This window comes from Anabaena sp. PCC 7938 (genome assembly GCF_049315035.1).
Classification (GTDB): Bacteria; Cyanobacteriota; Cyanobacteriia; order Cyanobacteriales; family Nostocaceae; genus Anabaena; species Anabaena cylindrica.
On sequence record NZ_CP186034.1, the window covers coordinates 4,673,722 to 4,698,968 of the forward strand.

Annotated in this window: 23 protein-coding genes and 1 tRNA gene; 14 read left to right on the forward strand and 10 right to left on the reverse strand. The window is 40.9% G+C overall.

The window, feature by feature from the left end:
- Positions 1 to 294: 294 nt before the first annotated feature.
- Positions 295 to 453 carry a hypothetical protein gene (locus tag ACOWPH_RS21190; protein WP_242043159.1) on the reverse strand — a complete coding sequence of 53 codons (159 nt, stop codon included), beginning with the start codon at positions 451 to 453 and terminating at the stop codon, positions 295 to 297.
- A gap of 631 nt (positions 454 to 1,084) precedes the next feature.
- Between ACOWPH_RS21190 and ACOWPH_RS21195 the strand changes: the two genes are divergently transcribed.
- The 5 genes from ACOWPH_RS21195 to ACOWPH_RS21215 all read left to right on the forward strand — a co-directional run bounded on the left by ACOWPH_RS21195 (position 1,085) and on the right by ACOWPH_RS21215 (position 5,447).
- Positions 1,085 to 1,155: transfer RNA gene (locus ACOWPH_RS21195), tRNA-Thr, on the forward strand.
- A 113-nt stretch (positions 1,156 to 1,268) separates the two neighbouring features.
- Positions 1,269 to 1,469, forward strand: a complete 201-nt coding sequence (locus tag ACOWPH_RS21200; RefSeq protein ID WP_015217361.1) for a hypothetical protein — start codon at positions 1,269 to 1,271, stop codon at positions 1,467 to 1,469.
- 244 nt (positions 1,470 to 1,713) lie between these two features.
- Positions 1,714 to 2,430, forward strand: coding sequence for a hypothetical protein (locus tag ACOWPH_RS21205; protein ID WP_422665618.1), 717 nt, complete (start codon positions 1,714 to 1,716; stop codon positions 2,428 to 2,430).
- Positions 2,431 to 2,727: 297 nt separating this feature from the next.
- Positions 2,728 to 4,167, forward strand: a complete 1,440-nt coding sequence (locus ACOWPH_RS21210; RefSeq protein WP_015217363.1) for a vWA domain-containing protein — start codon at positions 2,728 to 2,730, stop codon at positions 4,165 to 4,167.
- Positions 4,168 to 4,367: 200 nt separating this feature from the next.
- On the forward strand, positions 4,368 to 5,447 hold the full coding sequence (locus ACOWPH_RS21215; RefSeq protein ID WP_015217364.1) for a hypothetical protein: 1,080 nt from the start codon (positions 4,368 to 4,370) through the stop codon (positions 5,445 to 5,447).
- 128 nt (positions 5,448 to 5,575) lie between these two features.
- On the opposite strand, the gene ACOWPH_RS21220 is transcribed toward ACOWPH_RS21215, so the two are convergent.
- Positions 5,576 to 5,821 (reverse strand): hypothetical protein, encoded by a 246-nt coding sequence (locus tag ACOWPH_RS21220; RefSeq protein ID WP_015217366.1) that lies wholly within the window; start codon positions 5,819 to 5,821, stop codon positions 5,576 to 5,578.
- Between the two features lie 638 nt (positions 5,822 to 6,459).
- On the opposite strand from ACOWPH_RS21220, the gene ACOWPH_RS21225 reads away from it, so the two are divergent.
- Both ACOWPH_RS21225 and ACOWPH_RS21230 read left to right on the forward strand, forming a co-directional pair.
- Positions 6,460 to 7,293, forward strand: a complete 834-nt coding sequence (locus tag ACOWPH_RS21225; RefSeq protein WP_015217367.1) for a hypothetical protein — start codon at positions 6,460 to 6,462, stop codon at positions 7,291 to 7,293.
- Positions 7,294 to 7,406: 113 nt separating this feature from the next.
- Entirely contained in the window at positions 7,407 to 8,045 is a 639-nt protein-coding gene (locus tag ACOWPH_RS21230; protein ID WP_015217368.1) for a HesA/MoeB/ThiF family protein, read from the forward strand.
- Positions 8,046 to 8,102: 57 nt separating this feature from the next.
- On the opposite strand, the gene ACOWPH_RS21235 is transcribed toward ACOWPH_RS21230, so the two are convergent.
- From ACOWPH_RS21235 to ACOWPH_RS21245, 3 genes are all read right to left on the reverse strand, one after another.
- Positions 8,103 to 8,726 carry a hypothetical protein gene (locus ACOWPH_RS21235; protein WP_422665619.1) on the reverse strand — a complete coding sequence of 208 codons (624 nt, stop codon included), beginning with the start codon at positions 8,724 to 8,726 and terminating at the stop codon, positions 8,103 to 8,105.
- Positions 8,727 to 9,001: 275 nt separating this feature from the next.
- Complete coding sequence (locus ACOWPH_RS21240) at positions 9,002 to 9,760, reverse strand: intradiol ring-cleavage dioxygenase (protein ID WP_015217370.1); 759 nt, start codon at positions 9,758 to 9,760, stop codon at positions 9,002 to 9,004.
- 234 nt (positions 9,761 to 9,994) lie between these two features.
- Positions 9,995 to 10,240, reverse strand: a complete 246-nt coding sequence (locus ACOWPH_RS21245; protein ID WP_015217371.1) for a hypothetical protein — start codon at positions 10,238 to 10,240, stop codon at positions 9,995 to 9,997.
- A 147-nt stretch (positions 10,241 to 10,387) separates the two neighbouring features.
- On the opposite strand from ACOWPH_RS21245, the gene ACOWPH_RS21250 reads away from it, so the two are divergent.
- The 7 genes from ACOWPH_RS21250 to ACOWPH_RS21280 all read left to right on the forward strand — a co-directional run bounded on the left by ACOWPH_RS21250 (position 10,388) and on the right by ACOWPH_RS21280 (position 20,188).
- Complete coding sequence (locus ACOWPH_RS21250; protein WP_042466231.1) at positions 10,388 to 11,065, forward strand: response regulator transcription factor; 678 nt, start codon at positions 10,388 to 10,390, stop codon at positions 11,063 to 11,065.
- 2 nt (positions 11,066 to 11,067) lie between these two features.
- Positions 11,068 to 12,546, forward strand: coding sequence for a sensor histidine kinase (locus ACOWPH_RS21255; protein ID WP_015217373.1), 1,479 nt, complete (start codon positions 11,068 to 11,070; stop codon positions 12,544 to 12,546).
- Between the two features lie 153 nt (positions 12,547 to 12,699).
- Complete coding sequence (locus ACOWPH_RS21260) at positions 12,700 to 13,713, forward strand: helix-turn-helix transcriptional regulator (protein WP_015217374.1); 1,014 nt, start codon at positions 12,700 to 12,702, stop codon at positions 13,711 to 13,713.
- Between the two features lie 166 nt (positions 13,714 to 13,879).
- Positions 13,880 to 16,543 (forward strand): TonB-dependent receptor, encoded by a 2,664-nt coding sequence (locus ACOWPH_RS21265; RefSeq protein WP_015217375.1) that lies wholly within the window; start codon positions 13,880 to 13,882, stop codon positions 16,541 to 16,543.
- A gap of 54 nt (positions 16,544 to 16,597) precedes the next feature.
- Positions 16,598 to 17,620 carry an iron-siderophore ABC transporter substrate-binding protein gene (locus ACOWPH_RS21270; RefSeq protein ID WP_250855204.1) on the forward strand — a complete coding sequence of 341 codons (1,023 nt, stop codon included), beginning with the start codon at positions 16,598 to 16,600 and terminating at the stop codon, positions 17,618 to 17,620.
- Positions 17,617 to 18,636 (forward strand): sucrase ferredoxin, encoded by a 1,020-nt coding sequence (locus tag ACOWPH_RS21275; RefSeq protein ID WP_015217377.1) that lies wholly within the window; start codon positions 17,617 to 17,619, stop codon positions 18,634 to 18,636. The genes ACOWPH_RS21270 and ACOWPH_RS21275 overlap by 4 nt, the downstream gene beginning before the upstream one ends.
- Before the next feature lie 244 nt (positions 18,637 to 18,880).
- On the forward strand, positions 18,881 to 20,188 hold the full coding sequence (locus ACOWPH_RS21280; protein WP_280514239.1) for an MFS transporter: 1,308 nt from the start codon (positions 18,881 to 18,883) through the stop codon (positions 20,186 to 20,188).
- Positions 20,189 to 20,220: 32 nt separating this feature from the next.
- On the opposite strand, the gene ACOWPH_RS21285 is transcribed toward ACOWPH_RS21280, so the two are convergent.
- The 5 genes from ACOWPH_RS21285 to ACOWPH_RS21305 form a co-directional block, all read right to left on the reverse strand.
- A complete protein-coding gene (locus ACOWPH_RS21285) occupies positions 20,221 to 21,603 on the reverse strand; it encodes a pyridoxal phosphate-dependent decarboxylase family protein (RefSeq protein WP_015217379.1) in 1,383 nt (460 codons plus the stop codon).
- A 17-nt stretch (positions 21,604 to 21,620) separates the two neighbouring features.
- Positions 21,621 to 22,208: a hypothetical protein gene (locus ACOWPH_RS21290; RefSeq protein WP_015217380.1), complete on the reverse strand. Its 588-nt coding sequence runs from the start codon at positions 22,206 to 22,208 to the stop codon at positions 21,621 to 21,623.
- A complete protein-coding gene (locus tag ACOWPH_RS21295) occupies positions 22,205 to 22,678 on the reverse strand; it encodes a hypothetical protein (protein ID WP_015217381.1) in 474 nt (157 codons plus the stop codon). The genes ACOWPH_RS21290 and ACOWPH_RS21295 overlap by 4 nt, the downstream gene beginning before the upstream one ends.
- 132 nt (positions 22,679 to 22,810) lie before the next feature.
- Entirely contained in the window at positions 22,811 to 24,199 is a 1,389-nt protein-coding gene (locus tag ACOWPH_RS21300; protein WP_015217382.1) for an aspartate aminotransferase family protein, read from the reverse strand.
- 157 nt (positions 24,200 to 24,356) lie between these two features.
- On the reverse strand, positions 24,357 to 25,226 hold the full coding sequence (locus ACOWPH_RS21305) for a class I SAM-dependent methyltransferase (protein WP_015217383.1): 870 nt from the start codon (positions 25,224 to 25,226) through the stop codon (positions 24,357 to 24,359).
- Positions 25,227 to 25,247: the final 21 nt, after the last annotated feature.

A 25,247-nucleotide genomic window follows, 5' to 3' on the forward strand; every position in this document is an offset into this window, starting at 1 on the left:
TGTCAAATACACTTTGACGGATAAAGAAGAAACGAACCGCGTTCGCGGTAGCGTTGCGAAGCAAAGAACGCGAAGGAGGAAGAAGAAGGAAGAATTATTTACCCGTCAATTAGTTCTTGACAGACTACTAGTCCTAAATGTCGGTTTTTTTGCTGTAGGGCATTAAGAAGAGTGACTAAAATTCGCGCTCCTGAAGCTCCTAGTAGTCTGCCAAATACATTTTGACGGATAAAGAAGAAACGAACCGCAAAGGACGCAAAGAGCGCGAAGGAAGAAGGAAGAAGGAAGAATTATTTACCCGTCAATTAATTCTTGACAGACTACTAGAGGATGTCCGAGTGCGATCGCACCCCCGAAAACTTTTAATTTTTCTTCGGGAACTCCTAGCAAGCGATTAAATAAGACGTTACTCAAAGCAAAGGCTTCGTTGTGGTGTACGGACTGCTGAGACAATATAAGCTTCTTGCATACTGCTCCATCAAACTAATACAAAACCCGATAAATCTGGTCATTATGGAAAATATAAAATTGGCTCTTCATTACTTGTTATGCCAAATATGAGTTTATTTTCCCCAAAAACCTTATAAGTAAAAGGCTTTACCGTTTTTGATGCCAATTTATGTTAAATCAACCGATGGATTAACCTATAATCCTTATATGGCAAGGATTTTTAAATTTTATGGGTTAATTTAGCATAGTAAGTACCAAATAGCCGGAAATTCTACCTGCACTTTTTACTAACTTAACCAAAGCATCAAGGGCATAAAACTATATCTCCTGATTCTAGAAAGTGCTGAAGGTATCTAAATCCTTCATGAGTTGTAAACTATTGCCTATCTTTAGGGTAGTTATGAACGAGCGTCTTGCTACTGACTCCTTCTTCAATTACACAGCGGTTTTCCGGCTTTCCTAAAAATTTGTAGTATGCTCTTGACATCGAGTAGTATTTATATTACAAATGTAATATCAACAAAAACGCCTCCCCAAGAGGCAAAACAAAAACCTCGCAATCATGCTGTTCTTGGGTCTGTAGCTCTAATGGTAGAGTTCCTGGATTCACTTGTGTCCTGACAGAAAAAGCTTACATACTTGCTCAACGGTAGAGCGATCATCTAGTAAATGATAAGTGCAGGTTCAATTCCTGCGGTGTTACCACAGCTTTTTCAACTTACACGAGGTGTGAGTGTAACTCTCACAGGGAGGGTATCGGTTCAATCCCGATCAGATCCATTAATAACAATTTGTAATTAAAACAAGAGGTGATGACAATGGTTCATATTCGATTTGAGGGACGTTCTGTTGATGTTACAGAAAAACAACTGGGAATTACAGCAGGGATGAATGATGTGGCAGTCAAGGAATACATTGCTCGACATTTAGATGTGAAAAGCGATCGCCTTTCTAATTACATCATTGATCGTCGTCCCAGTGGTGATTTAATCATCCGTCCTGAAGCTGTTTATGGTTAACTCAAGTTGCTAGTCATCTAGTTGAGGCTGGTAATGGGTAATTGGTGATCAAATCCCCAATTTCATCCTGTTCATCCTTAAATCCTGAAAATCCTGATTCAGACAGATTTTTACGAAATTTCAACTATTAAAATTGTATTTAACTCAATCACGTATAAGGAGGTAAATCCGATGATGTTCGCTAAATCATTTGCAATCAAAAACCCATCGTTACAACTGCATTTGCATTTAAACAACGTGAGATATGAGCGAACATCGTTTGAGCGAAATTGTGATTGAGCGTCCTCGTGGTGGGATGAAAATTAGCCTCAAAAAGGTGACTGGCTTTAAAAAGCAATTACACAAAATCACCGAAGAAGCAACTGAGGATGGATTATTCAATCCCTACCTGATTAAACCAACAAATAAATCCAAATATCTTTCAGATCATCTCGGACCCCTGCGTCGGTTGTTACGCTCAAAAGTTGGACAGCCTTGGAACGACATTTACAGCGAACTGTGTCAAAAATTAGATACCAGCACAATGGCAGGACAGCACGTGATTGGTCATCTGTGGGACTACGTTGAACGCCATGTAGAAATCATTGATGGTCAGGTTTATAGCAAGTCTTACCGCTGGAATCGAGTTCGGTTAGATGGGATTTATGATAACCGTTTTTACATCCATCCTGAAACCGGAATTCTTTGTGCAGTTAAGAAAGTAAACCGACAGCAGAATCAACGACCAGAACAAACCGATATTGTCATCATTGACAATTATAATCAATATCAAAAAATAAACGATATTTGGTATTTAATTACCTTTGCAGATTTTCCCCCGTTAACTGATTATGTAACGGATGTGATCCAAGGTGAAATCCATCGTTCTGCTGCAACTTTTAGAGGTCAAAAAATTTATGCCGTCAAAAAAAAGCAATGTAGCAAAAAAGAAATTCGATTGATTTTTAATCAACATTGCTAAAACTTAGAATTTTCACTTCGTACCCTAACCGAGAAAGCTTACATACTAGCCGAATTGGAACAGGCACTTGATTTAGGTTCAAGCAATTACGGGTTCAACTCCCGTGTGTGAATCAACAGCTTTTTCAACTTGTACGAGGTGATTTTATTTCCATTGGCAGTTGTTGCCGCGCCCTAATCCGGGAAGCCTACATAACTCTGCACAAGTTACACCCAATGCTTCCACAACTTGCGCGGTGACTTTATCACCCCGCGTGCAACACTGCCTCCTCATCCATCACAATTAGAGGAGGTGATTATGAATACTAATACCGCAGAACGTGACCTGCGTTTAGAAATGCTTAATAGTTTGCTGACAACCCCTCACCGCAAACTTGAGCAAGTCGCAGAAATTCATAAGTTAATTGTTGAACTTGATCCGATATTTTACGGACATTTAGCTGTTTGGTATCAGCGTTATGGTGATGTTCGTGACCACAAAGAAGTATTTCTAGCTCATTTGCTAACTAGCAATTTGACTGAACACCGGGATGCTGGATTTGTGATGCTGCAAGAGTTTCCACCCTATCAGGTGGCTCGTGTGGTGGATTTTATGAAGCAGCAACAAAATAAGTTGCCTCGTTCGGCTCGGACTGCGGTGCGGCTGTATTTGAAGACACGCGAAAGTAATCCGGCTTTATTCGATCGCGCTGCTTTGCGGGGTCGTAAGGCAATGAAACACCTGTATGCTTCCCTGCACATCAAGCCCAATGAACGGGCAAATGCGATTTTGTTCCGCAATACTCCGCCAACGGGTTCTTTAGCAGATATCCTAAAACAGCTTGCTAAGGCAGAAAAAGCGGCAGAACAGGCACGGTTGATTGTGGAGTTCAAAATTCCTTATGCGATCGCTATTGGTGCTATTAAACAGCTTACACCTGTTGTCTTGGTGGCGTTAATCAACAGTATGAGTCCCCAAGAAGTGATCAATAACCTCAAGTCACTCCAAACTAGAGGGGCAATGGATCACCCAGAAGTCAAGAAGCTGATTGACTCTAAACTGGAGGAAGCGTCCAAGAGTGGGCGTGTCTCAGCCTTCAAAGCCCAGGTTGCCGCAGACACAGCAGATTTCGACGCAGACACCGTTGCTCGGTTGGACAAGGTTACTAATGAGCAGGTAAAGCGACGGGGGACAATTGCTCGTCCAACTGCCCTACTGGTGGATAAGTCCGGCTCAATGGAGAATGCGATCGCTGTTGGTAAACAACTTGCTGCTTTAATTTCTGGTATCACTCAGGCAGAATTGTTTGTCTATGCTTTTGATACGATTCCCTATCCTGTTACAGCAAAGGGTAAGGAGTTGACTGACTGGGAACGTGCTTTCCAGTACATCAATGCAGGTGGTGGTACTAGCATCGGTTGTGCATTGGAAGCAATGCGGAAGAAGAAGCAGGTTGTTGACCAAATTATCGTGGTAACGGATGAAGGTGAAAATGCTGCTCCTTACTTCGGTCAGGTTTACAAGAGCTATTGCCGGGAGTTGGCGATCATGCCTAATGTGGTGATTGTCCGTGTGGGTTCTCATTACAACTGGATTGAGACTCAACTGAAGCAGCAACAAGCACCTGTAGATACGTTCACTTTCGCCGGTGACTACTACAGTTTGCCGAACCTTGTCCCACTGCTGACGCGCCCTTCTCGTCTGGATTTGCTGATGGAGATTTTAGATATGCCTTTGCCTGTAAGGGCGGATAAATGAGGTTAGAATATAGCATTGCTTGTCAGTAAAAATGATGGGCAATGCCACACTCTACTAGTTTGATAAAAACTATAAAAACAGATGCCTAACAATCACTATTATTTTCAGTTTCATGACAAAACCGAAGCTGACATCGTAGCAAAAGTTACTGTTGAACTGCTAAATTTTTACTCTAATCAAAATATCTCAAAAAAAAATGGATGAAAAAACCTGATTTTAGTGTTAACTACACACTAGATAAAATAATACAGAGTAAGCCAATTGGTTATGGAATAATATCAAAATATATATATTCTAATAATTCTTTTTCATCTGAGAGTTTTAACTTACCTCTTTATGAGTGCTTTTGGCTCGATCATACTATCGACATTCAAATAAATTTCCATAAATTTGATCTAGGTTCAACAGAACCTTTAACAATTGCTCTACCTCAAAATCAGATGTATGGTGATCAATATCCTATCCATCTCCAGATTGATAGAGAAGGACATATCTATAGTTCAATGCAGAGGACTTTAATACAGCGTATTATTTCGCTCCGCAATAAATTAGTTATTCAATCAAATGAAGCATTGTTGAGCGACTGGATTTTTGATTTGAGAACTTTAATAGGAGATACAATTTCTCTTGTAGAGATAACCCTAAATCAATTCTATAATAAAGCCCAATATGACCCACTCCCTGGATGGAATTTTGATAAGGAAAAAGTTGGTGAAAAATTTGGCAGGAGATTTAGAGACAAACTAAAGTGGATTGGTCAGATTACTGGTAATCCATTAGATAATGCAGTTGATGAACTATCTTCCTTTCATAATCTGAGGGAGATTAGAAATCATATGATGCACTTTGATCCTCCATCTCTAATAGTACCTTTAGAGGAGGCAGCTATTTGGTTAAATCAAATTGTTGATGTTGCTTTTTTAGTCAGGAAAATTCGAGATAAGATAGGTGCAAGTGGCTCTACCTCAATTTTGAACTTCATGTTACAAAAAAAAGTTATTTTTGTTCCTGAACCGTCTTTTGCATCAAGATTACCGCTAAATTCTAGAGAAAGTGGTTATCTATGTTCATGCTGGCCAAACGAAAATCACAACACAGAGGATAACTTAAATATAAAAGATGATGTAACAAAATCAGTAGCAGATTTACAAATAGCATCCTCTGTACAGTCGTTAGAAATTGAGCAGCAATCTGGCTTAGGGACTGTGCAAACGGATTCATCAACAAACTCTTTGCCTTCTAAAAGAAGATCAACTCCAAAAGGTTTTGGTAAAAAGTAAAATACTATTTGCTTAATAAAAAGCAAATTCTCGGTTTTCATCCTCCAGAATTTGTAAGGCTTTCTCAGCCATATCCCCTTGAGAACGAGCAGCATAAATTAAAACACCAGCATCAATGAAAGTACGAATCATATCAAGTCGTCTCCATAACCACCCCGACATTCTGCTTTTTCTCTATCTGCTTCTTCAGCCGTTAACAAAGGAAGACCAGAGTTAATAATTTCTTGTCGAATTTGTCTTAATTTTTTACCTAACTTAGAGCCAGATTTTAGCTGCTGCTTTTGGCGTTCAAGCGAATCAATGAATGCTAAAACTTTTTCTTGTTCATCTGCATTTAAAGTTTGCCATTTATCCAGCATTTGTTCGGTGGTCATATTAGCTATCACTCCGATTGCCAAGAATAAGAATACATTTATATTGTACCTCTCACGCTCGACCACAAAGTCTCTCTAAAACTCTTTCTCTCTGTGCCTCTGCGTCTCTGCGTGAGATAAATATTTTTTGATTTTGCGTAAGTTCTGATTTTGTCTGTAATTGCCAAAATATATTTTGGAAAATAGCAAATTTTGTTGTAGTATATGTAATATGTTTCTTGCGTGACCCAACTTGTGGAGCCTACATACTAGTACGAGAGGAAAAGTAACACTGTCAAATGCAGTGGGCGTGTGTGAACGAGGAGTACGAAGAACCTGGGAAGTAGGCTTAAAAGTAGCCATCTTTTAAAAAGTGTGTAACAACTCACCAGCGGAGTCCCTCCAGTAACTGAGAACACGCAATGCTCCACCAACTTGCACGCAGGAAATATTTAGATTAATTCGTAATTAAGAAAGTTAGATTTGATGCCTGTTTCTATTGGTCTGTCCCATTAATTTTGACGGATAAAGGAACGAACCGCGAAGACGCATTCGCGTAGCGTTCCGAAGGAATAGAACGCGAAGGAAGAAGGAAAGAAGGAAAATTTATAGACTGCTAGGTTGAATTTGTAGCTGATTTTGAATAATTGGTATTAGTTATGACTAACATATTTAACCTAATCAACCAAATAGCTAATGCAGAAGCACAGTTATCTGAAACTCAATTCCTTGCGCCCTGTGTCAAAGGTGGACGAGTCCGCACAAGGGTAGCTGGGATGGTTTACACCTTCACACCAAAGCCTAGTAAATTTGCAGGTTGGGGCATCTTTCAGGCTGTGGATGAAAAGACAGCAAAGCTTGTGGAAGAAGCTGATTTACCCCAAATTGCCGAATACCTGCAACATTTTCCTCAAATCCGACTGCGGTTAGCATACCAACTGCAAAAACAAACTTGGTTAGCATACCCTGTGAATGAAGCAGATATGCGTCAACGGTTGAAGGTGGTGAAGCCGATCGCATTACATTTAGTAACTGAGGGTGTTGCCTTTGAGCAAATCATAGCTCGTTGGGATGGTCAATCCTGCTGGTTTGAGGAAATTGATCGCCGTACTGATCCAGAAATTGTGGAAACTCTGCAATCTGCTGTTAAACAATTTACCCCAACACAGGAATTGCAGTTCAAAGGCATTACTCCAGAAATCCGCACGGTGTATGAATTAGCAAGTCAAAGAATTGAGGGTTTTACTCAACCCCAACAGGATGAAAGACGATTGAGAAAGGCGTTACAAATGGGAGGTGGTACTTTAACTCAATTCCATGATCGCGGTGATTATTGGACTGTTGATTGGACTACTGCGGATGGTGTTCGTCATAGTAGTGCGATCGCTAAATCTGATTTAACTGTTGTCAGTTCTGGTATTTGTCTGAGTGGACGCGATCGTGATTTTGACTTGCAATCCTTAGTGGCTGTGATGGAACAACAATCATACTAACCCAAGGTTCTAATCATCTAGTTGAGGCTGGTAATGGGTAATTGGTGATCAAATCGCAATTTTAATCCTGTTCATCCTTAAATCCTGCAAATCCTGATTCAGACAGTATTATTATGAGCATCTTTTTTCACGAACAGCTTTACCGCAGCAATGCTGTGATGAAAAAGCTAAAAGATTATCCGATTACAATTTGTGGAGCAGGAGCATTAGGAGCTAATATTGTAGAAAACTTAGCTCGGTCTGGTTTTGATAAACTGACGGTGATTGATTGCGATCGCATTGAGGAACGTAATCTTTCCACCCAACCCTACTATCGTGCTGATGTAGGAGCATTTAAAGCGAAAATTTTAGCGAACAATTTATATCGAGCAATTGGGACTAAAGTTGATGCTAAAACAAAGGAATTGACATCAGCAAATACAAATCAATTACTCCAAGATAGTCAATTAATTATTGATGCTTTTGACAACAGTGTAGCACGTCAAGCAGTGAAAGATTATGCTGATCAAAAAAGCATTCCTTGTCTTCATGCTGGGCTATCATCTGATTATGCAGAAGTGATTTGGAATGATGTTTATCGTGTTCCTTCTGAAGTTAATGATGATGTTTGTGATTATCCCTTAGCACGAAATATAGTAATGTTAACGGTTGCTGTGGCTTGTGAGGCAATTATCTCATTCATTGCTACAGCAAAACAGCGTAACTTTACCATTACCCTTAAGGATCTAACAGTTCAATCTTTTTTGGAGTAGGTTGCCAGACTTTTACGAGTATGAGTGACTGGCGAACCCTTAAGAGCGCAAGCCTGGTTACTGATTTCTATCACCTTGACTGGGAGGATGAGCAGGAACACCCAAGGCATCCTTTAACTGTTGTTCCGTTACACCCAACTTTGTCGCCGCTGTCTTAAAATCCGGGCGAGGTGGTCGTTGATTTTTATCACCTTGACCGGGAGGGTTAGCCGGAACACCCAGGGCATCTTTTAACTGTTGTTCCGTTACACCCAACTTTGTCGCCGCTGTCTTAAAATCCGGGCGAGGTGGTCGTTGATTTCTATCACCTTGACTGGGAGGGTTAGCAGGAACGCCCAGGGCATCCTTTAACTGTTGTTCCGTTACACCCAACTTTGTCGCCGCTGCCTTAAAATCCGGGCGAGGTGGTCGTTGATTTCTATCACCTTGACTGGGAGGGTTAGCAGGAACGCCCAGGGCATCCTTTAACTGTTGTTCCGTTACACCCAACTTTGTCGCCGCTGCCTTAAAATCCGGGCGAGGTGGTCGTTGCTCTCCATCTGGTTGTGCGTTGGGCGATGGTGAAACCTGGGCAATTTGATAGGATGGATTAACAGCATTTACCTGATTCAGCAAAATTAAACTAAATGTACCAGCCGCTGCTGCAATTGCTGTCACGACTACTGCTTTATTAAGATTCATGGTCATTCTCCAACAAGTTAAATGATTGATATTTCTGATTTAAGCAACTAAAAATTACAGTTTGCCTTGCGTCTGAATTACAAAATTGTAATTTTTGTGCTTGCAGCAATTTTCATGTACTTAGGGTTTGCTGTTCGCAGAGCGTGCCGTTAGGCATATAAATGTGAAACCTAGAGAAATCAAGCTCTTAATCCCTCTCTGTGCCTCTGCGCCTCTGCGTGAGACAAAAAAATGTGATTCATTTACCCAAAAATCGCTGTAATCCTCTGCTCCAATCAAGTCATCTGAAGTCCAACATCAAAGGTTGCCGCGTAACCTTGTGCATTTTTGGTGAGTTTGAGCAACATTTGCTCACCACCACCGGCAAAAATTCTGTCGTCAGTGTTTTTTAGCGATCGCTGTCCCTTGCTGGCGTAGGGTGCTTGGCTATACACGCGATCGCTAACTGCGTCATCAAAATATAGCTGGGACGTAAATTCATGACTTTGCCCTGATCTTCCATTTGTGCGGACTTTAAAGTGAATATGCACAGTTCTTCCTTGATACCAACCAGGGTAAATAGTAGTGAACTGGACATTTCCTTTAGCATCCGTTAATTGATAGCCACGCAAGAATTTTTTGCCGACAGTATTAAAATTTCTGTCTGTCACATCGGAATAGACACCCAAGGCATCACAGTGCCAAACATCCACGATCGCACCTACCAAAGGTATACAAGCATTACTTTCTAAGAAGGAAAGGTGTAGGGTCAGTTGCAGCGGTACGCCTTCTTTCACTGACCCATCAGCCGGATCGGAACGGATATCGGAACGTTTAAGCTTCTCGTCTATAAAATACGGACCCTCAGTTTGTTCTGGACTCACGACGCAGGCAGGTGTAGATGATGTTTGGATAGCTACATTAGACTGTGCTTGCGTGGAAAAAGACTTTTTTGGCGTGCATCCTACCACAAGTATTGCTGTTCCGGTTGCTCTAAATAGAGCAAGTACTTCTCTTCTGGTTAAAATTCGACCTAATTGGTGGTTATTTTTCATAATGGGCAACTTTTAGGTATTCGGAATTAAGTTTCAGATGAGGATTTAAATCCTACCAAAAAGGTAGGAGTTAGGAGGCAGAAGGCAGGAGATGGAAGTACCAATAAAAACTTTAGTTCTGGTCTAAAGCCCAGTTTAAAAAAGGAATTATACCGAGATGCCTTATGCAAGGTATAAAGTATCCTTACCTCAATCCCATTCTTTTAAGGGTGAGTTCCTCCTGCCTCCTGAATATCAACGGTTCTTCGGTTTAGCCTGATTGTGATCTGCACCCCGTTGAGGTTGGGAATGGCGATGTTTCACCTGTGGTTTTTTATTACGTCTTTGCAATTCCTTTTGGTGACTGTGGGACTGTTGTGCGATTTGTGGACGACGAGCAGATGGAGTTGCAGCGATCGCTTGATTAGGTGTAACAAAACCGAATGTACCAATCACCAAGGAAATTGTTGTTAAGGCTAAAACTCTCTGAATATTCATCATAATTAACCTCGAAAATTACTTTTGCTGACATTTCTAATTAATCCACCTCAAAATTACAGCTTGCCTACTTTCTCAATTACACTTTTGTAATTTGAGCTATAGAGCAATGAATCTAAAATGGAGCAATAAATGAACTAATAAATGCGTGTGAATATTCTATTTGTCGAAGATGAAGCAAAAATTGCTAACTTCGTCCGGGCTGGACTGAAGGAGCAGGGATTTGTTGTGGACTACTGCGATAACGGTGATGAAGGGTATCTGCGGGCATTAGATAACGAATATGATGCGATTATTCTTGACATTATGGTTCCGGGAAAAGATGGACTGTCGATTCTCAAACAACTGCGGCGAGAAGGTCGCAATACTCCGGTGATTTTATTAACGGCTCGTAATGAACTAGACGATCGCTTGGCAGGTCTAAACTTAGGAGCAGATGATTACATTGCTAAACCGTTTTTTGTGGAAGAATTAGCCGCTCGTATTCATGCGGTTATGCGTCGGAGTGTAGGAGAACGCCAAAACCTCCTGACTGTTGGGCCAATCAAACTCGATCGCATCACGCGAGAAATTACTTGCAATCAACGAGCAATAGAACTCACCAGCCGCGAGTTTAATCTTTTGGAATATTTCATGCGCTCTCCCGGACGAGTTTTTACCCGTACCCAAATCTTAGAACACATTTGGGGCTATGACTTTAACCCCAATACCAATGTTGTAGATGTATGTATCCAGCGAATTCGTAAAAAAATTGACCCTATTGATGAAGCCAGTTGGATTGAAAGTATTCGTGGTGTTGGCTATCGGTTTCGCAAACCGGAATCTTGATCATGAAGCAATTACGTTCGTTTCGACTCCGAATTGCTCTGTTGTCTGCGGCTCTAGCTGGCAGTACGTTAGTAGGGTTTGGTGCAGTTTCCTGGTTTCAGATTTACAATGCCAAGATTAGCCGACTCGATGCAGAACTGTTAAATCAGTTGATTCGAGCCAGTCGTCCATCTGAAAGAGAGCGATCGCCTATTCCCAGGCGCTCCCTTTCTATGCCTCCAGCCAGGTCATCTCTGCGCCCAGAATTATTATCTTTTGGTTCGGGAACCAATATCCAAACCCCCATCGCCCTGCTGATACTTGATGCAAACGGCAACACAGTCTCTCAATCTAATTCTTTAGCTACTGATATTGAGGTAAGCAATCTGTTGGTTAAGCGTCTTCAGTTAACACCTCTACCACCTCCCCCTCCTAGAGAACGACCAAATTCATCGCCTTTTCGCCCACTTCCTCTGCAATTTGTTACTGCACAGACAGCAACAGCAACTTGGCGGATTGGAGCCGCTAAATTTCCCAATACTCAGGTTGCGATCGCTGTGAGTCTGCAAGTTGTCAATCTAGAGATGGCTTCAATTCGCAATATCTTCTTGGTTTCTATTCCAGTGGCTTTGCTCATGGTTGCGATCGGAGCATGGTTAATTTCTGGTGGGGCGTTGCGTCCTATCGGTCAATTAACGGGTGTCATTCAACAGGTGACAGTCAAAGGATTAGATCAGCGAATTCCTATTGGGACAACGGATGTTGAGTTTGTTGAACTGATTCAGGTGTTTAACCAAATGCTGTCACGCCTGGAGCGTAGTTTTACCCAAGCTTCCCGCTTCAGTGCTGATGCTGCTCATGAACTCAAAACTCCACTGACTATTCTGCAAGGTGAACTAGAAAGAACTTTACAACAGGTTGACTCAGGAAGTGAAGTACAACAGCGTTTAAGCAATCTTTTGGATGAAGTGCGCCGTCTCAGTGGAATTATCCGCAAACTTTTGCTGTTATCTCTAGCAGATGCCGGACAAATGAGCTTGTATCTGGTTGAGGTAGATATGTCACAGTTGCTGATGGAGATGGTAGAGGATGTAGAACTACTGGCTCCTCACCTGAGCTTACAAACTGACATTCCTGCTGGACTTAAGGTACAGGGCGATCGCGATTTGCTCATGCAAGTTTTGCAAAACCTGTTGAGTAATGCCATTAAATACAATCTTGCCGACGGTTGGATCAAGATTTATGCACAGCAAAAGCCAACAAATATCCATATCACTATTGCCAATGCATCAAAAGATATTCCTGCAAGCGATCGCGATCGCCTTTTTGACCGCTTCTATCGGGGTGATCCGGCACATACCCGCAAGGTTGAAGGACTAGGACTAGGACTGAGTTTAGCTCGTGAAATTGCTCGCGCCCATCGTGGCAACCTCACCTTAAATTCCATATCTGAAGCTCAAACTGCATTTACCTTTACTTTGCCATTGAATGTCATTTTCTGACTGCTTTTAGAATTTTGCTCAAACCCATCAACCCGCGTTGGCTTGTTCTTGATGATGATGGTTCATCCGAAACAACGTACTTGATTTTATCTTGTATTAATTACACAATAAATTATTGAGAAATAATACTATTAGTTATCAAGTAGGATCGCCATGACAGTTTCAGTTTCACAACAAGCTTATGCGGATTTGGTTGAAGAAGCTCAACATAATGGTGAGATCATCCATCATCAAAATGGTTCTGAAAGAATTTATAGATTACCAAAGTGTTTTGGCAGAGGAGTCGATCGCATCACTGAGTTGCGTAACGGACTGATTATTCATATTAGACAAGCCCAACTGCGGCAACCTCTAAGATTAGAACAGCAACATGAGTCTTCGTTTCCACTCACGGCAAAATTTTATCTATCCAGTTGTTCTAGAGTCACAACACCAAGTAGTTTAAGTATAAATAATGACTATGAAGAATCCCACGGTTATAACTACCTTTACTGCCTGCCCAACGTCTTAGAATACGAGGAATGGCGGGCGGAAGAACAAATCCAGTTGGTAATGATCTACGCAGATATTAACTATTTCAGATTGTTCAATTCAGATTATGAATCTCTACCGGAAATATTGCGGCAGATGATTAAAGTTGGTGAACCAACACAGTTTCATCAATGCCTGGGCAAAAACACTATGGCAATGGAACAAGTCCTCCAGCAAATCCTGCATTGTCCTTATCAGGGAATTATCCGGCAAATGTATCTTGAAGCCAAAGCGCTGGAATTATTAATTTTACAGTTTACCAACTGGACAGAAACCCCACATCAATCAGCCGCCGCAAAGTTACGAAAAGATGACATTGAACGACTAGATGCAGCAAAAGATATTTTGATGCGGACAATGAATAACCCCCCGACCCTATTAGAGTTAGCCCGACAGGTAGGACTGAACGAGCGTAAACTAAAACAGGGATTTCGCCAAGTCTTTGGGACAACAGTTTTCGGCTACCTACAAGATTATCGGTTACAGCAAGCCCAGCAGTTACTGAAAAAAAGGGATATGTCAATAGCCAGAGTGGCCACAACCATAGGTTATACCAATCCTGAAGCTTTTAGCGTGGCATTCCGACGCAAATTTGCAGTCGGTCCCAAAGCTTATCAAATGAGTAAAAATTACTAACCTTTTTGAAAAAAGTCCGTTTCACAAAGAAAAAAGTCCGTTTCACAAAGAAATTCTAGAGGTTAACTTCGTATAATTTTTTCACTCACTTTTGCAAAAGATTCTTAACTAATAGCTAACTAGCCTGATCGGGATTTAGTTGCAAGGATTTGTCAGGACGTAAAATATGAAGATCTCAATTTTCCTAGCAGGAGCATTAGCCCTTGTCGCTGTTCAACCTGTATGGGCAGAAAGTATCAGCAAAATGGAAGTGGAAGGAAAAAAATCCCTCACTCTCGCCAAAAAAAGACAGAAGGTTGTAGAAGGGCAAGTAGAAAATATTCCCTACCTCAGTGACTTTGTTAGTCCCACTAGGACTATAAAAGGATGGCTATCTCAAGCAAATTCAGCAGTTATACAGGTAACTGGTGTGAAAGCTAATTCCACCGATAAAGGTGTAGAGATACTCCTAGAAACTTCCCAAGGAGACAAATTACAACTTACAAATCGCAGTACTGGTAATAGCTATATCGCTGATATAGCTAATGCACAACTACGTTTACCGAGTGGTGAAGCTTTCACATTTCGTTCAGAGAATCCCGTAGCAGGTATCACTGAGATTACTGCCACAAATCAAGATGCTAATACTATCCGAGTCAGCATCATAGGTAAAACAAGTTTACCAACTGCCGAGTTGTTTGATAGTGATGAGGGATTAATTTTTGGTTTGACACCGATTGTAGCTTCATCACCACCCCAACAGCCAGCAACTCCGTCAGAGGGCGAAACCCAGCCAGAACAGCCAGCAGCAGCAACTCCATCAGAGGGTGAAACCCAGCCAGAACAGCCAGCAGCAGCAGACGAGCCAATTGAACTGGTGGTGACAGGTGAAAAAACCGGGTATCAAGTTCCTAGTACGGCAACAGTAACCCGCACGGATACACCACTTATTGATGTCCCTCAGTCAATTCAAGTTATTCCTCAAGAAATACTGAAAGACCAGCAAATTACTCGCATCGATGACGCACTACGCAATGTCCCTGGTGTGGTTGGCAGTGCTAACTCTATGGTAGGTAATCGAATAACAATTCGCGGTTTTAGTACTACCAGTCTCCCGATTTTACGCGATGGCTTTCGAATATACGACAACTTTTCTTCGCCAGAAGCATCAAATCTAGAACGGATTGAAGTCTTAAAAGGCCCTGCTTCAGTGCAGTATGGTCAGCTAGACCCTGGTGGAGTAATTAACCTGGTTACAAAACAACCACTATCAGAACCATTTGCCGAAGTTAAAGCTCAATTTGGTAGTTATGGACTGGTGCAGCCTAGCTTTGATATTTCTGGTCCTTTGACCTCTGATGGCAAATTACTCTATCGGTTGAATGCGCTTTACCAAAAGGAAGATGGGTTTCGTGAATTTAACACAGAAACGGAAAATTTCTTTATTGCACCTAGTTTGACATGGAATATTAGCGATCGCACCAAGTTAAACTTTTCCCTGGAATATCTCGATAGAACAAGACCATTTGATACTGGTCTAATTGCTTTTGGCAATGGTCTGGCTGATGTTCCTTATAGTCGCATTTTCAACGATCCTAATGACTCTATTGATTCATCTTCTCTCAGCATCGGCTACAACTTAGACCATCGCTTTAGTGATAACTGGACTCTACGCAATGCCTTCCGATATCTCAAACAAGATGCAACACTTCAAGCCACCCTTCCTGGTGCCTTGAATGAAACCACAGGAATTCTCACTCGCACCTATGCTCTACAAGAGTCGCAATCAGATGAGTATTCACTGCAAACTAATGCCGTTGGTAAGTTTACTACAGGTTCTATCAAACATACACTTCTAGCTGGTGTCGATTTTAACAGGAGTGTTGTAGATACGTCAATTTTTCGAGGTGGATCAACTACCATAAATATCTTCAACCCAGTCTACGGTTTTCCACCTAGAACAAATTTTGCTAATATAACGCCCAGAAGGATGAATGAGGAATTTACCAGATTAGGCTTCTATTTGCAAGATCAAATGGCATTGAATGAAAAATTTATGGTGCTTGCCGGGTTACGCTATGACACCGTCGATTTTAAGAACCTTGTGACAGATGCAACTAAATACGATGAGGCCTTTAGTCCAGTAATTGGTTTGGTTTATAAACCAATACAAAATATTTCTGTTTACACTAGCTATTCTCGCTCATTTGTGCCAAGTTTTGCTGTTGATGCTAACAGCAATTATTTAGAAGCGGAACGTGGTGCAGGCTACGAAATCGGTATCAAAGCTGAATTACTCCAAGGCAATCTTTTGGCGACATTAGCCTACTTTGACATTACCAAACAGAATGTATCTACAGCTGACCCTGACGTTTTGGGAGCATCTGTAGCCACTGGTGAACAGAAAAGTCGTGGTCTTGAAATTAGCGCCACTGGCACAATTGCACCAGGATGGAACATTATTGCTGGCTATGCCTATACTGATACCGAAATTACCGAAGATAATACCATACCTGTTGGTAATCGCTTACCAGGCACTCCCAAACATACTGCCAATCTGTGGACAACCTACGAAATTCAAGAGGGTAGTTTACAAGGCTTAGGTTTTGGAATTGGCTTCAATTATGTTGACAAGCGGTTTGGCAATTTCCAAAATGATTTCGAGGTAGATAGTTATTTCCTAACTAATGCGGCTCTATTTTATCGCAAAAATAACTGGCGAGTTGGGCTGAACTTTAATAACCTCTTCGATATTGACTATATCAGTAGTGCTGCCACGTTGACCAGAACTCGCTCCATTGAACCAGGGCAACCATTTACTGTAATTGGCTCGATTTCGATGGAATTTTAGGAAATGAAAGCGAAAAAAATATTGAGGATTATATTTACCAGCTTAAAATTTTTTTTGCTGGCTATAATCACCATGTTGATGATCACAGCTTGCGTGAGTCGGGAAACTCAACATACTGTTAAGAAACAATGGTATTCCAGCACCGAATGCCAAGTCATTGAACATGAAATGGGGAAAACCAATATTTGCGGACAACCTCAGAAAATTGTGACCCTTAGCCCCAATACATTAGAACTCCTACTTTCCCTGGATGTGCAGCCAGTCGGATTTGCTGATTATGTCCCATTGCATCGGGGTGATTATAATAATCCTAGTCAGCAAATTCCCTATTTGGGGGAGAGATTAACTGGTCAGTTAGTTAATGTAGGCATTGCTAATAGTCCTTCTGTTGAAGCATTACTCAAAATCAAACCAGATTTAATTGTAGGTACTGAACACAACAAAAGTCAGTATGAGATGCTTGCAAAAATTGCGCCAACACTCTTATTTCCCAGGTTTAATGCTGCAAATAATCTGCGAACAATTGCTAAATTGTTGGGACGTTCTGAAAAAGCAGAACAAATATTAGCTGAAAGTAAACAGCGATTAGCTGCTGCCCAAAAAGCATTGTCTCCCATTGTCTCGGCTCATCCTCAAGTGCTGATGCTAGTCTCTCTTGGTCAGTCGATTTCAGAGCAGTTGAGGTTTCCCCGTCGTGATAGTTTCTGTGATTCTATGGTGACAAATTTGGGATTTAAATTAGTATCTCCGCAAAGTTTAGTGCCGTCAAATAAAAGTATTCCCCCACCACTTTCTATAGAAAAGTTGCCCGAATTTCGTAGTGCAGATTCAATTATTTTGCTAGGTGGAAACTTTAGTCAGCTTCACCCTAGTAAAAAGGATTACTTTGAACCTCAGATGCAAAAACTCAAGCAACAGTGGTCAGAAAATGCGATCGCTCAAATTATGCCAGCAAGTCAGGAGGGTCGAGTATATTTTATCCCTGTCTATCTTTGTCTAGGATTGCCAGGGCCAATTGGTACAGAACTTTACCTTAATGAACTACAAAAACAACTACTCTCCCCACTAGGAAAATGACAACTCCAAAACTCTTATCCGATTGTCAATTTTGCTCTGTTGTTTCCAAAAATAACGGTGAAGACCCTATTGGTACAGCGAATAAAAGCAATACTTGGTTAGTTGTGGAAGCCGCACTACCCTGGACAGAAGAACACTTACACAGCGATCCCATTCTCAGCCAAGTTCACGATTTATTTCATGAATTGGAAAATCGGCACATCCCAGTTATGCCAATTGCGATCGCACCTGACCGAGAGTATTCTATCCCCGGATATGTCCGCGCCCTACACTACAAACGCCCGACAACAAACTTTGCTGAATTTGAAAAGCAAGAATTTTTGATCCCTGAAAGCCAAATCGGTCAGTTTACTGCCGGTTTTTTAGAACATCCCCATGACCTAGATCAATTTCAACCATACCAACAGCCTCAAAACCACATTCGTGAGATTCTGGTTTGTACCCACGGAAGTGTAGATGTTGCTTGTTCTCGGTTTGGCTATCCTATTTATCAAAAATTACGCCAGGAGTATGCCGCTGCATCTGCTGGAAATTTGCGAGTCTGGCGCTGTTCTCACATTGGTGGTCATCAATTTGCACCGACTTTGTTTGACCTACCCACAGGACAATTTTGGGGACATATTGAACCAGATATTTTAGATGCCTTAGTTTGGCGTAACACCCCAGTCAAACAACTGCGTCAGTTTTATCGGGGTTGGTCAGGAATGACAAAGTTTGAGCAAATAGTCGAGCGCGAAATTTGGATGCAGCATGGCTGGGAATGGCTTGGATACCACAAATCTGGTCAAGTATTAGCTCAAGATACAACAAACGATGAGTGGAATGCAGATTGGGCAGAAGTTCGCATTGATTTCACCTCTCCAGATCACAGCAGCCAAGGTAGTTATTTAGCAAGAGTGGAAGCCTGCGGTCAAGTAATGACTGCTTTTAATTCTGGTGAAGAACAACCTTTAGAAGCTGTGAAACAGTATGCCATTAAGCAACTGATTACAAAAAAGGGAACAGGGAACTCTTAACAGGGAACAGATAATAAACTTTAGTTCTGAGTTTAAAGCTCAGTCAAAAAAAAGATGTTTTTACAAGATGACGAGCAGCGAAAAAAACAGTGTCATTATTTCAATCTTATGTTTTTATGAGTTTTTTCTGTTAAGAGTTTCCTCTGAATGTGTAATACCATTTCACGAAAAGCTAGATACAAACTAAACCATAGGTGTTTAATTCTTTCCCCCTGCCCCCTGCCGACTTAGTAGCCCATTCTCTATATTTACCGTGCGTACCTTCATGATTATTTGGTGTGGTCAGATCGTCTCTGCGATCGGCAGTGCCATGACTCGCTTTGCTCTGACTATTTGGGTTTGGCAATTAACTGGAGAGGTGACAACCATAGCCTTATTTAGTTTCTTTTACCAACTCCCACTCATATTTGTTTCTTTATTTGCTGGAGTTCTCGTAGACCGTTATCGTCGTAAATATCTAATAATTTTGGGTGACACCATCGCCATTCTCTGTACTATCATCATTGGATTGCTCTACGCTACTAACAATTTACAAATTTGGCATCTTTACTTGCTGGTTGCCATATCTGGTTGCTTTGGACATATCCAAAATCTGGCCTATTCTGCTTCTATCCCTTTGCTGGTTCCAAAACAGCATTACACTCGTGCTAGTAGTATGAGTTCTTTGGTTCAACACGCCTCCGCAATCATTTCTCCAGCCTTAGCCGGTATTTTTTATCCAGCAATCGGTTTATTAGGCATTATTGTGATTGATATTGCTACCTTTGCTATAGCCGTAGGAACAGTTATTTTCCTTTCCATACCTCAACCTGCTAGTACAGAGACAAGCAACAAAGAAGGGGAAACAATTTGGCAACAGTTAGCCTTTGGTTTTCGCTACATTCTGTCACGACCGAGTTTGTTATCCATGACGATCGCATTCTCGTTTTTTTGGTTTGCTCACCAATTAGCGGAAACTATCTTTCAGCCCATGATTCTCGCCCGCACAGGTGGTAACACTGAAATTTTAGGTGTGGTTATGACTGCGGCTGGAGTTGGTGGCGTGGTGGGCGGCTCATTTTTAAGTATTTGGGGAGGATTTAAGCGGCGAATTAACGGGATGTTGCTGGGTTTTATTGGTACTGGCTTGAGTAAAATTGTTTTCGGTATAGCTCAAATACCATTAATTTGGATTGGTACTAGTTTTTGTTCTGCTTTCAACCTTCCCCTATTATTTAGTTCCAGTATTGCCATCTGGTATGCCAAAGTTGAGCCAAGTATCCAAGGGCGGGTTTTTTCTGCTGACCATACAATGGGGATGATTATTGGTACAGTTGCTAGTTTAGTTGCTGGCCCACTAGCTGACAAAGTTTTTGAACCAGCGATGAAACCAGGAGGACTGTTGTCATCTATCTTGAGTCCCATTTTTGGTACAGAAACTGGTAGTGGTATGGCTCTTTTGTATGTAATTACTTCATTATGTGTTGTGTTAGTTGGGATTAGCGGCTATGCTTTTCCAAAACTGCGGAATGTGGAGGATATTCTGCCTGATCATGATGCTGATGTCTCGTGAGGAGGCAGGGGGCAGGAGTTCGGAGTTCGGAGTCAGGAGTCAGGAGTCAGGAGTTTTAGGAGTTTAGGAGTTAGTATTTGGTTGTTTACTTGCTGTAATATTTGCCAGATATCCTCTACCCAGTCAAGGTGTTCTGGTTTGATTAAGCATGAACGCAGACAAGTCAGGTGGTCTTGGTCAGGTTCAATTTCTGGATGGGCATCAATAAAATATTCTATGGGAAGATGAGCGATCGCTAAATGTAGATTTTTTTTAGCTGCTTCAGTAAAAATATCTTTCGCCAATTGGGAAGCAATACTAGCACTCTTGGCTCTGGGAGTCCAAACTAGGATATCTAGTTCTGGCGCAAATGGTATAACAAATCTGCCATCAGCTTGAATTTTTTGCTGCAAAGTTAGTGCAGCCGTTCTCGATTTACTCAGTTCAGTCGCAAATTCTCCGTCCCTAGTATAAGGAAGCAAACGCTGTGTTGCCCAAAGTGCCACAGCCGCAGCCCCTGGTCGAGAACATTCCAAGCTAATTTCCCCTAGATGCAACTCATCTGAAGTGAAATAAGTAAAAGGACACTCATGTTGATAAAAAGCCCCTACAGTGGGGTCGGAGAAAATCACGCAACCACAACCGTAGGGTTGAAGACCATGTTTATGAGGGTCAATCACCAGAGAATCAACCTTAGACAGACAATTAAAAGCAGTTCTAGTGGCATCAGCGAGGTTATTTACCAAAGTAAAATAACCACCATAGGCAGCATCAGCATGGATGCGAAAATCGTAATGCGATCGCAACTCCAAAATAGCTGGGAGAGGGTCTACAGCCCCAGTTGCAGTAGTACCCATTGTCACCACAACAGTACCAATATCACCAGCCTGGAGCATAGTTTCCAGAGCATTAACATCCATTCGACCAAAGCGATCGCTCTTGACAGCCGCAAAAGGCAGGCCTAGCACCCCACAAATACGTTCGTGTGTATAGTGTGATTGCTGTGAAGCAACAATTTTTAAACCAGGCTTGACCTTTCCAGCCACCCATAAAGCTTCCAAATTAGCGATCGTTCCACCACCGCAAAGATGTCCCAAATGAGTTTCCCATCCAAACATCTGAGCGATTTCCTTAACCGCCTCTTTTTCCATGAAAGTACTAGCTCGTCCTCCATCTAACGCATGATTATTCGGATTAATCCACATAGACAGCATATAAGCCAAACGAGCCATAGGATGAGGCGGTTTTAGCATTTGTCCCACATATAGTGGATGAGGATAGGGAAAGTTATCCTGCATCCGCGTCGCCACTGCCAACAAAACAGTCCGTATAGCATCTAATTGGCATGGAGAATTAAATTCCGGCATTCCTTGAAAACCCAATTCCAATTCCTCAAGTGCCTCAAACAGTAATTTCAAACTTTCTTTTTCTAGCATCAATTTCAAAATACTGATTAATTTGCTTTTTCATGTTGATGGAACGGACAACCAGCAGACACTTTAAAATTCGGATCAATCAACCGCCAGCGATTTTGAGAAAATCGATCCAATACATCCACAGCAGTACTATTGTCACATCTTAAGCTACCAACTTCACCACCACCAAACTTTTCACAAACAGCTTTATGGGACTTAGCCAAACTAAAATAAGCAGCTACTAATTTGTGGTGTTGAGGCTCAAGATCAGCGGGTAATCGTTCAAACACCGGTCGGAGTCTTTTCCATATCTTCACCAACCAAGAATGCTCCCAAGACATAAGTCCACTGAAGTCATTAGATTGAACGTAAGGAGGAGCCATTGTTGGCCGCACTTGGTTTTCGTACTCTTTCCTACTGAAACTGCCAGCAAGCTCCATCGCTGCCCCTGATGCCATCATCAATTCAGCCGCCGTTTCTAACTCAATTTGTGCCTCTGGAATATTGCCTAATGCCAGATTCATTTCAAATCGACTCAAACAAATAATCAAACCTTGAGTATTAATAAAAAATGACCAATGAAATCCTTCCCAAATTTGTTGCGGCTCATTTTTAATATCAATCATGAAATTTTCTCCAGACATAAACTAAAAACTCTTGATAACAAATATGTATAAGTTTCAAATCCTTTCTTTTGCATTTCTATATGAATAGGGTCGAAATCATCAAAATTTTGACTGAGTTCCAGAAAATTTCTATACGCTAAAAGTAAACTCCTCACCAGACAGCTAGCAGGTTCCTGAGTTTGTATATGCATCACACCAAAATAATTATCAAAATCTTCCACTTCAACAGTTTTCAGAGAAGTTTCTGTAGATGATATTTCTGCTGTAATTACATCTGTTATTTCCAAGTTTGTCAATGCTTGATTAACGGTAATAAGTGCTTCTTGAACTCCAGGTTTTTTAAGGGCTAGTAACAACTGAGTAAGTGCTTCGTATAACTTAGTTTTATCAACTTCATTGAGTTCTTGCTCGATGGGTAAATCCCAAGGAACAAGTAAATGTAGTTGGACAGAAAAATGATTTTTGGTCATATCAGGGCAGAATTTAGATTAGGGTTTACGAATTGATAGCCCTATTGACCGAAAAAGGGACTGAGTATTGGTAATGCACATACAAAACAAAAGTTTTGTATTTTGTTTAATCCACATTTTTAAGCACTACCATTAGGGCAAAAACCCTGCCGCTTGTATTTCATTGATGCTATCTTTCATCGCCTGTACAATATAGTCAACATCTTCATCTGTATGAGATGTGGATAAGAAACCACCGCCCTCTCCTCGCAGCAAAACTCCTCTATCAAACAGGTGATAGCGCAATAAATCCAGACCCATCATTATAGAAGCAACGTCCCCAGACAAAAATTCTTCCCGAAAAACTGGCCCAAAAAATGAGCCAAAATTAGCCATGCGGATAGGTAAATGCTTGGCTGCAAAAAAGACGTTTAGTCTTTCTACATATTGTGAAGTTCGTTGATTTAATTCTGCTTGTAAGGAAGAACCTTGCAATTTCAAATACTTAAGAACTGCCCAAGCCGCAGCCATAGATAGTGGATGCTTACAGTGAGTACCAGCAAAAAATGTTCTTTCTACTTCAGGGGAAGAAGTATCACCATAATTCCACATACCACCATCAATTTTATCCATATAAGTAGCTTTGCCAGCAATCACACCAATCGGCATTCCTCCGCCAACAACTTTACCGTAAGTTGCTATATCTGCTTCCACACCAAACCAGGACTGAGCGCCGCCCAAATGCAAGCGGAAACCAGTTATCATTTCATCAAAAATTAAAGTTATGCCTGATTTTTGTGTTAGTTGTCTGAGTTGTTGTAGAAATTCTTGAGGCTGTAAATCTGGTCGTCGCGTCTGTATAGGTTCAACTAAGACAGCTGCTAATTCATCTTGATAAGTTTTGATAATCTCTAATGACTGAGAACTCCCATAATCTAAAATCAAGACATCTTCAATCATACCTGGCAAAACTCCAGGTGTTATTGGTACTGCCTCAGGATTTTTATTCGTTTGGGCTTTAGCTAAAGTTCCATCAAAATGACCATGATAAGCGCCCGAAAATATAACAATTTTATTGCGCTTTGTAGCCGCCCTCGCCAAACGAATCGCTGTCATTACAGCTTCTGTACCTGTATTACTGAAAGCGACTCGTTCCATACCTGTCATTTCACTAATTAATTTAGCTACTTCACCAACTACTTCTGATTGGGGTCCCAGAGGTATTCCTTTCTCCAGTTGCTCTATAATTGCTTCTTGAATAAACTGTGGATTGTGACCTAAAAGATTGGCTCCAAATCCCATGATGATATCTACATATTCATTGTTATCAATGTCCCAAATCCGAGATCCTTTAGATTTTTTTCCCACAATTAGATAGCACATCTCTTTTGTGGAAAGATTAAACCAGTCTGGTACTCTGGGGTCAGCTAGTAAAGGACGATAGGCTTGGGTCATTTGTTTTGAAGTCTGTGTCCGTTTGGTATAGCGTTCAATTAACGCTGTTAAATGTTGCTGTTTCATATCTAGTGTTGTTACTTGCATTAAATTTCTCTCCTTGCTTTTGCTTATTTTTAAGTTGACCAAATAATTACTAATTCGTAATTAAATGTGCAGCTATTACATTAATTTATTAATTGAATAGCTTTCAATTTATGAAATGTTTAATTTCCTGTAAATTGGAAATCAAAATTACAACCTGCTATGATTTTTTTGATTTGTGAGCTACAAAATATGCTAATTTATTGTCCTTGGCAGTAGCTAAACCAAGTTGATGATTATAGGCATTAACATTTGTAAAACCAACTTCTGATAATGCTGATTTAATCTCGGCTTGAGAATAAGGTTTTACAGAAAAAGTAATTGCAGAATGTTCCCAGTCTCGATCTAGTAGTTGTAATAATGTTGAGGGTTTCAGATAGCGCAAAAGATTATTGTAAACAGCGCGTTTTATCTGCTTTAAAATCAAGTCAATTTGTTGATATTTTTTACTTGATTGACCATTATTTGGTTGAAAGATAGTGATTGTAAATGTACCTGTTTTGGCTTCTGCATTATAGGTTTCGCCAACACTCCATGCATAGTTTTGTTGGAGTTCACCATCATTGAATACTATGTTGCGATATCGGTTTTCAAGACCTAAATCAAAAAAGAATCTAGTGTTTTCCTTCATGGCTGCATATACATTACGAAAAACACTTTTAAGTTCTTCAAGACTCATAATATGGTTAAGAGCAGAATCAGTGCAGATAACTGCATCAAAAGTATTTGGTAATTCAAATGAGCGTGCATCACCTAAAAGAAATTTAGCATTAGGTGCATTTTTTTGAGCATAGTGCAACATTTTTTCTGAACCATCAAGTCCAGTTACTTGATAACCTTTGAGAATTAGCAGATTTGTTAATTGTCCAGTACCACAACAAAGGTCAAGAATTTGCCCTCCAACAGGAAGATGTGATAAGACTAATTGTTCCAATTTTGGTAATAAACGGCGAGAGGCTAGGTGTGCTTCTGATTCGTTATATAACCAAGCCCAAGGGTCGTAATCTGTGTAGCGCATTTGTGAATTCATCAAATATGTTCCTTAAGTGAA

Bases quoted from the DNA above. Each gene is read 5' to 3' on its own strand.
- ACOWPH_RS21305 (WP_015217383.1), bottom strand. From the start codon at position 25,226: ATGAATTCACAAATGCGCTACACAGATTACGACCCTTGGGCTTGGTTA.
- ACOWPH_RS21215 (WP_015217364.1), top strand. From the start codon at position 4,368: ATGAAAAAACCTGATTTTAGTGTTAACTACACACTAGATAAAATAATA.
- ACOWPH_RS21290 (WP_015217380.1), bottom strand. From the start codon at position 22,208: ATGATTGATATTAAAAATGAGCCGCAACAAATTTGGGAAGGATTTCAT.
- ACOWPH_RS21300 (WP_015217382.1), bottom strand. From the start codon at position 24,199: ATGCAAGTAACAACACTAGATATGAAACAGCAACATTTAACAGCGTTA.
- ACOWPH_RS21255 (WP_015217373.1), top strand. From the start codon at position 11,068: ATGAAGCAATTACGTTCGTTTCGACTCCGAATTGCTCTGTTGTCTGCG.
- ACOWPH_RS21295 (WP_015217381.1), bottom strand. From the start codon at position 22,678: ATGACCAAAAATCATTTTTCTGTCCAACTACATTTACTTGTTCCTTGG.
- ACOWPH_RS21220 (WP_015217366.1), bottom strand. From the start codon at position 5,821: ATGACCACCGAACAAATGCTGGATAAATGGCAAACTTTAAATGCAGAT.
- ACOWPH_RS21240 (WP_015217370.1), bottom strand. From the start codon at position 9,760: ATGAAAAATAACCACCAATTAGGTCGAATTTTAACCAGAAGAGAAGTA.
- ACOWPH_RS21260 (WP_015217374.1), top strand. From the start codon at position 12,700: ATGACAGTTTCAGTTTCACAACAAGCTTATGCGGATTTGGTTGAAGAA.
- ACOWPH_RS21200 (WP_015217361.1), top strand. From the start codon at position 1,269: ATGGTTCATATTCGATTTGAGGGACGTTCTGTTGATGTTACAGAAAAA.
- ACOWPH_RS21210 (WP_015217363.1), top strand. From the start codon at position 2,728: ATGAATACTAATACCGCAGAACGTGACCTGCGTTTAGAAATGCTTAAT.
- ACOWPH_RS21225 (WP_015217367.1), top strand. From the start codon at position 6,460: ATGACTAACATATTTAACCTAATCAACCAAATAGCTAATGCAGAAGCA.
- ACOWPH_RS21265 (WP_015217375.1), top strand. From the start codon at position 13,880: ATGAAGATCTCAATTTTCCTAGCAGGAGCATTAGCCCTTGTCGCTGTT.
- ACOWPH_RS21230 (WP_015217368.1), top strand. From the start codon at position 7,407: ATGAGCATCTTTTTTCACGAACAGCTTTACCGCAGCAATGCTGTGATG.
- ACOWPH_RS21235 (WP_422665619.1), bottom strand. From the start codon at position 8,726: ATGAATCTTAATAAAGCAGTAGTCGTGACAGCAATTGCAGCAGCGGCT.
- ACOWPH_RS21245 (WP_015217371.1), bottom strand. From the start codon at position 10,240: ATGATGAATATTCAGAGAGTTTTAGCCTTAACAACAATTTCCTTGGTG.
- ACOWPH_RS21205 (WP_422665618.1), top strand. From the start codon at position 1,714: ATGAGCGAACATCGTTTGAGCGAAATTGTGATTGAGCGTCCTCGTGGT.
- ACOWPH_RS21285 (WP_015217379.1), bottom strand. From the start codon at position 21,603: ATGCTAGAAAAAGAAAGTTTGAAATTACTGTTTGAGGCACTTGAGGAA.
- ACOWPH_RS21275 (WP_015217377.1), top strand. From the start codon at position 17,617: ATGACAACTCCAAAACTCTTATCCGATTGTCAATTTTGCTCTGTTGTT.